5 protein-coding genes and 1 pseudogene are annotated in these 7950 nt (G+C 73.8%); all 6 read right to left on the reverse strand.

Going from position 1 to position 7950, the window contains the following annotated elements:
• Positions 1 to 28: 28 nt before the first annotated feature.
• The gene (locus tag OFY01_RS27535) at positions 29 to 2437 is read right to left on the reverse strand and encodes an SEL1-like repeat protein (protein ID WP_266604373.1); all 2409 of its coding nucleotides are present in this window, start codon (positions 2435 to 2437) and stop codon (positions 29 to 31) included.
• A 65-nt stretch (positions 2438 to 2502) separates the two neighbouring features.
• Positions 2503 to 3582 (reverse strand): nucleoside triphosphate pyrophosphohydrolase, encoded by a 1080-nt coding sequence (locus OFY01_RS27540; RefSeq protein WP_266604375.1) that lies wholly within the window; start codon positions 3580 to 3582, stop codon positions 2503 to 2505.
• A gap of 68 nt (positions 3583 to 3650) precedes the next feature.
• Entirely contained in the window at positions 3651 to 4331 is a 681-nt protein-coding gene (locus OFY01_RS27545; RefSeq protein ID WP_266604377.1) for a SurA N-terminal domain-containing protein, read from the reverse strand.
• Positions 4332 to 4608: 277 nt separating this feature from the next.
• Entirely contained in the window at positions 4609 to 6141 is a 1533-nt protein-coding gene (locus OFY01_RS27550; protein ID WP_266604379.1) for a protein kinase domain-containing protein, read from the reverse strand.
• On the reverse strand, positions 6138 to 6767 hold the full coding sequence (locus OFY01_RS27555) for a hypothetical protein (protein ID WP_266604381.1): 630 nt from the start codon (positions 6765 to 6767) through the stop codon (positions 6138 to 6140). The genes OFY01_RS27550 and OFY01_RS27555 overlap by 4 nt, the downstream gene beginning before the upstream one ends.
• Before the next feature lie 93 nt (positions 6768 to 6860).
• Positions 6861 to 7950: pseudogene (locus tag OFY01_RS27560) on the reverse strand (SAM-dependent methyltransferase); the annotation flags it as partial.

A 7950-nucleotide genomic window follows, 5' to 3' on the forward strand; every position in this document is an offset into this window, starting at 1 on the left:
GGCGGCGGCAGCGGGGCGGGGCTCTCGGTCACTCCTCGACGGTATCCGGAGTGGGCGGGGAGAACGCTCCCGTCTCCTCGCCCGCCTGATAGTGGCCCAGGGCGGCGGCCCGGCGCAGCACGGTGTCACGTTGCGTGTGCGACGCGAGTGCAGCAAGGCGGTAGGCCCCTTCGGGGTCACCACCCACGTCGGCCCGCAGGTAGAAGTCGAACGCGGCTCTGGTTCGGCCCTGACGTTCCTCGAGCATCCCGAGCGTGGTGAGTGCCGGGATGTGACCCGCCTCGGCGGCGCAGTTGAGGTGGTACGAGGCTTGGCGTTCGTGGCCGCCCCTGTTGTAGAGAAGCACGCCGAGATAGTGATGGGCCAGCGGGTCGCCACGGCCGGCCGCATACCGGTACCAGACCTCCGCCGCCTCCGCGTTCCCCCAGTCGTGGAGAAGGCCACCGATGCGGATGGCCGCGTCGTGGTCGCCGCCCCGCCACGCCATGAGGTAGTGGCGCATCGCCTCGGTCTCTCGGCCGGGAGTGCCGGCGACGAGGTCTCCCAGCATGACGAACGCGCCGCCGGGGTTCGGCGCGTCCTTGTCGACGGCCGCCGTGAGCAGCTCCTCCGCCCGGTCCCGGTGGTACTCGGCGAGCTCCGTCGCCGCCCACAGCTGGCCGCCGTCGACCAGCAGCTCCATGTACGGCACCGCCTGCACGCGGTCGCCCCGGTCGAGCAGTCTGACCGCCAGGCGCTCAGCGGCCTTGAGGTGGTCGGCGTCGGCAGCGACCCGCAACCACCTTTCGCCGTCGTTGTCGTCCGTGTCGAGACGCAGCATGCCGATGCCGTACGCGGCGTCCCGGTCTCCCAGTTCGGCGCGAGGGCGCAGTCGTGCCTCCAGGGCGTCGGCGATCCCCGGCCGCTCGACCTGGCAGCTCTTCGCCGCCCCGTAGATCTTCCAATGCTCGTCGTCACCGAGCGGCTCGCGTCCCGCCCGCAACTCCCCCGCCACCAGCGCGCCGTGCACCCGCCATGTGTCGGATTCCCGCCCCGGCAGCAGGAACCCGACGCCGCCGATCCGCTGCCGCGCCGCCCACTCCGTACCGCCGCGCCCGGCCAGGTCTCCCAGCAGCCGGGCCGGGACCGGCCCCGCTTGCCCGCACCGCGCCACGTCCAGGGCGGCCCGCACCACCGCCACGCCCTGCGGGTCGGCGGCGCGGGCGGACAGCCGCTGCCACTCCTCGTACAGCAGGTGGCCGAGGGCCAGGTACGCGACCGGGTTCCCGTCCTCGGCCCACAGGTACGCCTCGTACGCGCGCGGGTCCTCGGCCTCGACGGCGCGCCCGACGAGGCGGTCGAACTCCGACGCGCTCCAGGTTCCGGGCAGTTCCACGGTGTGGGCGAGCGCGACGACCCGGTCGCCGGGTGCCGAACCGGTCCGGCGTTCGTAGTAGGCGTCGACGTCCATCGTGGCGAGGACCCGTACCCCGAGAGCCGTGAGCCGACCCAACAGGCCCGGTTCCAGGCCGCGTTCGCCGAGATGGTCCTCGATGTCGTCGAGCCACAGCAGATACCGGCCCGGATGTCCTTTCAGCGTTCCGAGCAGCGCGCGCAGGTCGGCGCCGCGCTCGGGGGCGTACAACTGGTGACCCTCCAGCTGTCGGGCGGCGTGCCAGGCCGTGTACGACATGCCGGTCACCGGCCTGCCGAGCAGCAGCACGAAACCGTACTGGCCGAGCTTGTCCGCGAGTTCGGCGTCGCAGTCGCGGGCGGCGTACGGCGGCACGTCCGGCAGGCCGGGCTCGCGCCGGGTGGGCCGGACCCCGAACTCGGCGGGCCCGACGTCCTGGACGGGCCGCCAGTCCGGCCCGTCGCCGGGGGCCGCGCCGAAGTGCTGGTTGACCGTGTCGATGTGGGCGGCCTGGACCACGGACTGCTGGATGCCGCCCGAGACGGTGTTGGAGGTCGTGGCAGTGGTGGCGTCCGGCGCCAGGAAGCGGGGAGGGAGGTCGGGAGGAACGGGAGGCACAGCGTCCTCGGCGTCCGGAAGAGGAAGGTCGGGAGGAACGGGAGGCACAGCGTCCTCGGCGTCCGGTCCGGGCCCCTCGGTGCCGCCGTCGGCTTGGGTGTACCAGGCGGGCGGCGCGTAGTCGATGACGGGAGCGCCCGTCTCCTCGTACTCGCCGTAGGCGTCGGCGAGTTCGCTCAGCCACGTCCGGGCCTGCGGCGCGCGCTCCAGTGTCACGCCGAGCCGGTCACACAGCCAGCGGTACACGACGGCGTGCTTGAGCTTGTCCCACGCGTCGTCGGACTCCGACGTCTCGCGGAGCACGAGCAGGAACTCGGACGCTTCGGAGTTCGCGATGCCCACTTCCTCGAAGTGCCGGACGAGCTGGTTACGGTCGTCCTCCGACCACCCTCCCGACCGCATCGCGGCGACCAGCGCGTCAGCCACCCGCTCCGCCAAATCCCGTTCCACACACGCCCCCAGACCCGCGAACCGACCCTGGGGCAACCGTACTAACTCCCGGCCGCCGCCAGCCCCTCCGCCGCCCGCACCGCGTCCCGGTAGGCCCGCCCGGCCGCGCGCAGGGCCGCCTCCGGGTCGACGCCGTCGGCCTCCGCGCGCAGCGCGAGCGCCAGCAGCTCGTAGCCGACGCCGTGGCCGGTCGGCAGCGGCACGTCCAGGCCCGCCGTGCGGACGCGCGAGCCGAGCTTCGCGGCGAGGGCGAGGCCGGGCTGGCCGAGCGGGACGCCGTCCGTGATCGACTCGCGGCGCTTGGCCTCGCCCTTGCGGCGCAGCCAGATCTCGCGGACCTCCTCCGGGGTGGTGGCGGTCTCGTCGCCGAAGACGTGCGGGTGGCGGTGGACCAGCTTGTCGACGATGCCGCCGGCGACATCGTCGATCGAGAAGGGCTCTCCCTGTGCTTCGGTCGCCTCCTCGGCGATCCGCGCGTGGAAGACGACCTGGAGGAGTACGTCGCCGAGTTCCTCGCGCAGCTCGTCCCTGTCGCCCGTCTCGATCGCCTCGACCAGCTCGTAAGCCTCCTCGATCGCGTACTTCGCCAGGTCCTCGTGGGTGCGCCGCTTCGACCAGGGGCACTCGCGGCGGATGCGGTCCATGACCTGGACGAGGTCGAGGAGGCGGGCGCCGGGCAGGTCGTAGGAGCCGGGGAGCAGCTCCAGGGACGGCATCTGCTCGCGTCCGGACCCGGCGAGCGCGGCCAGACCGTCCGTGAGCCGCCGGTCACCCTCGGCGGTGGCCAGGACGACGACGGTCCGCCCGCCCGCGCCCGCGCACCGGTCGACCAGCTCGCGGGCTGTCGGCGCCTGTGCCGTGACCTCGACCCCCGCCTCCTTCAGGTACGGCAGCTGCGGGTGCGCGGCGTCGGCGCACAGCACCTCGTCGGCGCCCCGCAGCACCTGCCATGCCTGCCAGGACAGCAGCCCCGGCGCGACACGGTGACTGGTGGTGAGCAGGACGATGCGGCCCGCGGCGGAGGCGGGAAGGGCACCGGGAGCGGTGACAGCCGGAGCGGCGGGGTCGACGGGAGCGGCGGGGTCGACGGGGGCGGCGGCGTGTGCCTCGGGATCGTTCACTCCTCGAACGTAACTCAGGCAGGCGTCGCGCCGTCGCCCCGCGCCCCGCCTACGCGGTCCGCCGCCGCCTACGCGGTCCGCCGCTGCGCCGCCGACGCCCGCGCGGTGACCTCCCGCAGCCACGGCGTCTTGGCGTCGACGCGGCGGCTGTGGCTGACGTCCCACTCGCCGTAGCGCGGGTTGAGGTCGACGTTCAGCTCCTTGGATGCCTTGGCGAGCGCCTTCCAGAACGTGGCCTGGCCCTGCTGCGTGCGCATGTCCGCGCCGAGCGCGCTCGACAGCTTCTGGGCCTCGAGTTCGGTGCGCAGGCTCTCGGTGAGCCGCTGCGGCGGGACGTCGTACTGCTGGAGCCAGGCGACTTCCAACTGCTTGGCGCCGCCGGCCTGTTTCTCCAGGCCGGCCCGCATGTCCTGCATCTCCTTGCGGGTGACGGTGATGCCCTCGTCGGTGGCGGCGCGGTGCATGACGCGGTCGAGCACCATCGTGTGCAGGGTGTTGCGGGTGAGGCCGCCGGTGCGGGCGATGGCCTGCTTGTACTGCGCGGAGTCGGCGGTGGCGGCCCGCTGTGCGTCCCGTACCTCGTTCACCCGGTCCTGGAGCTGGGAGACGGTGATGCGCCGACCGCCGACGACGGCCGCGGCACCGGGGTGCGCGTCGCTTCCGCAGGCGGTCAGGGCGGGGGCCGCGGCGAGCGCGACGGCGGACAGGACGAGCGAGGTGCGGCGACGGCTGGTGCGGCGGCGGTGCAAGGTGGCCTCCCTGCGAGCAGTTTGTGGGCATTCCGCCGCGCGAAGCGCGTCCACCTGGGGTGGTGGTCGAGTGGCGGGCGGGCGCACAAAGTCCGGCGGTGATCGATGTTAGGCAGTGACCGCTTGCTCGGCCACCCATGCGACAACGATTCGCCACGAGTTGAGGTATCGGCTTGCGGCACCGGCTTGCTGCGTCGGCGTGAGGCACCGGCTTGCGGCGTCGGTTTGAGGCGCCGAGTCGGGGTGCGGGCTCGCGGTGGTTGCCTGGGGTGTCGGCTCAGCCGTGCACCTGGCCCAGCCACTGCAGGGTGCGCCGTACCTCCGCCGTGAACGGATGACCGGGCCCCTGGAGCCGTTCCGCGTCGTACAGCAGCCGCATCAGCGTGTCGTGCGCGGCGGCCCGGTCGCCGAGGGCGAGCAGGAGTTGGCCGATGCGGCGGCGCACGTCGAGGGCGAGGCGCAGGTCCGTGGTGGCGTACTGGTTCTCGTAGTACGGAAGCAGGGCGCGGTACTCGGTGAGGGCCTCGGCCGGTTCGCCGAGGGCTTCGAGGCACTGGGCGGCCTCGTAGCGGAACTGGAGGGACTGCGGGTCGGCGTGGCCCGCCTCCGCGGCGCGCTCGTCGGCGAGGCGGCGCAGTTCGGGCAGGGCGCGGCGGTACTGGCCGTCGTCCATGAGTGTGGCCGCGTACTGCTTGCGCAGGGTGCGGACGACGGGTGAGTGCTCACCGTGCTGGGCGCTGGCGGCGGGCAGGATCGCGCCGAGGATGTCGACGGCCTGCGTGATGCGGCCCTCGCCGAGCAGCCGTTTGACGTCGTCGACTGCGCGGGCGATGTCCGGGCGTTCGCCCTGCACCGCGGAGCCGGACGGCCGGGGCGCGGGGGTCCGGGCGGCGTCGGGCCAGGGGGCGTGCGGGCGCAGGAACGGGCGTGTGGGGTCGAGCGGGTGGCCGGTGGGCGCGCCGGGCGCGGGCAGCAGCGGGAGCAGTTCCTCGTAGACGTGCTGTGCGGAGGGCGGGCGGTGCTGCGGGTCCTTGGCCAGCAGGCGCAGGACGAGGTCCTCCAGGGCCTGCGGTGTCTCGGGGCGCAGCTGCCGCACGGGCAGCGGGGCCTCGTAGAGGTGGCGGTGGAGGATGCCGAGGGCGGTGGTGCCCGTGAACGGCACGTCTCCGCTGAGCAGTTCGTGGAGGAGTACGCCGAGCGCGTACAGGTCGGTGTACGGGCCGACGGCGCCGCCCATCGCCTGCTCCGGCGCCATGTACGCGGGCGTGCCGATGGGTGAGCCGGTGTGGGTGAGGCGGGTGGTGTCGTTGTCGAGGACGGAGGCGACGCCGAGGTCGAGGACGGTGACGGTGCCGTCCTTGCGCACCATGACGTTGCGCGGCTTGAGGTCGCGGTGGACGATCGGCACGGCGTGCACGGCGGAGAGGACCGCGCACAGCTGGGCGGCGACGGAGACGGCCCAGGGCCAGGGGTAGGGGTCGTGTTCGGCCAGGTGGTCGGCGAGGTCGGAACCGTCGACGTACTGCATGACCAGGTACAGCTCGGCGGCGGGTCCCTCGCCCTCGGTGCCCGCGTCGTGCACGGTGACCAGTCCGGGGTGGTCGACCTGTGCGGTGATGCGGCACTCGCGAAGGAAGCGGTGGCGCAGTTCGTCGGCCTCGGCGCCCGCGACGCGGTCGGGGCGGACCAGTTTCACGGCGACGCGGCGGTCCAGGCGCTGGTCGTAGGCCGTCCAGACCTGGCCCATGCCGCCCTGGCCGATGAGTGTGGACAGTTCGTAGCGTCCGGCGACGACGCGGCCCCCGCTCATCGGCCGTCTTCCTGCTTGCGCAGATAGTCGCTCAGCTCGTCCAGTTCGGCGCGGACCTGGTCGATACGGGGCTGGTCGATACGGGGCTGGTCGGCGTGGGGTGGTGGTGTGGCCGTCGGCTGCGTGGGCATCACGGGCATCGCGGGTGCCGGGGGAGTGGTGGGCGCCTGCGGGTAGGGGTGGGGGCGGGGGTAGCCGTAGGAGGGCTGGTCCGGGTACGGGGCGGGCGCTCCCGTGGCCATGGCCGTGGGAGGGGCCACGGGAGTGTGGCGGCGGGTGTGGCGGGCGTCCGCGACCAGGTAGTACGTGACCGATGCGAACATGTTGACGATCATCAGGCCCATCGCGGCGTTGCCCCACCAGGTGATGAAGTCGTCGCCGCCCGGATCGCTGAAGATGCCCGCCCAGCAGACGGCCTGGGTCACGGCCGCCGCCGTGAAGGCCCACCGGTCGAGCTTGCGGCGGGTGGTCAGGGCGAGCCGCAGCATCGGCACGAAGCCGAGGATGCCGAGGCTCAGCACCGCGATGGCCACGAAGAGCACGCGCAGCGCGACCCGTGCTCCGCGCGAGGGGAGCGGGGGTGGCGGCGGGGGCGCGTAGCCGTATCCCTGGCCATGGCCGTGCATGACTGCTCCTGCTGGACGGGTTCCTGCGTTCGACGTGCGTGCGTGCTTTGCCGAGCGTATAGCCAGGCAGGGACAACCGGCCCCGGGGTTGCCTCACTCCGGTTGGAGGCTGCCGTCCGTCAGACCGTCGTACAGGCCCTGGACGAGCCGGTCGCCGAGGCGGCCCGCGAGCCGCAGCGCGTCCTCGAAGGCGGCGAGGGACTTGAACCTGGCGCCGTAGCGGGCCTGTTCGGCCAGCGGCAGGCGGGGCAGCTGCAGGCGGCGTACGTCGAGCCGGGTGGCGGTGGAGGCGTAGCTGCTGGCCTGCCGGTTGTTGGCGGTGGAGCGCAGGAAACCGGCGAGGAACCACGGGTCGAGCGCGGCCGGGTCGGGGCGCAGCAGCGCGAGCCCGCGGCCGAGGGCGGCGCCCGCGGTGGCGTCGTCGACGACCCGGGCCGCGGACGCTCCGCCGACGACGGGCACGACGACGTCGCCGGTCTCCAGGAGCAGCGACGTCCCGTCGAGGGCGACGGCGACCGGGCCACCGGAGGGCTCGGAGCCGGTGAGCACGTCATGGTCGGTGAGTACGGGCACGCGCGCGTGGCTGCCCGAACCGTCCGCGGCGGCGGCCGTGGACGGGGATGTCGAGTGCGACATCGACTGCGACGCCGTCTGCGATGTGGCCAGCGACAGGGCGCCCGCGCGCGCCAGTTCGCCGACGGTGGTCTGCGGCCAGCGCTGCGCGTCGGTGGCGGCGGGCGCGGTGTCGGTGTCCTTCGGGGTGAGTGCGGTGGCCAGGTGGAGCGTGTCGGCGAGCCGTTCCCGCACGGCGGTGACCTGCTCGGCTCCGTCGCCCCCGGCCGGGGGCGGCAGGCGGCGGGCGGGGGTGAGGTCGACCTCGTCGTCGAGGAGTTCGATGACGGGCACGGAGCGGGCCAGGCCCGGCCGTTCGGGCAGGGTGCCGGTGGCGTCGAAGGCGCGCCAGGCGTCGAGTACGGCCTCCTGCACGCCGGCCCACACCTGCTTCTCGCGCACGTCGCCCGCCGCGGGCCCGGCCGTGGTCCCGGCCGTGTCGACGAGCAGCAGCTCCGGTGCGGCGGGGGCGGCGGCGCCGGGCCTGCGCAGCACCCACAGGTGCAGGGGGATGTTGTTGGGCGGCACGGCGCCTGCGGGCAGCGCGATCACCGCCCGCAGGGCGCCGCGG

Origin of the sequence: Streptomyces beihaiensis, from assembly GCF_026274175.1 — a bacterium.
In the GTDB taxonomy this organism is placed as follows: domain Bacteria; phylum Actinomycetota; class Actinomycetes; order Streptomycetales; family Streptomycetaceae; genus Streptomyces; species Streptomyces beihaiensis.

What these genes read in the sequence shown, in the direction of transcription:
- OFY01_RS27555 (WP_266604381.1), bottom strand. Translation starts at nt 6,767, where the DNA reads ATGCACGGCCATGGCCAGGGATACGGCTACGCGCCCCCGCCGCCACCC.
- OFY01_RS27550 (WP_266604379.1), bottom strand. Translation starts at nt 6,141, where the DNA reads ATGAGCGGGGGCCGCGTCGTCGCCGGACGCTACGAACTGTCCACACTC.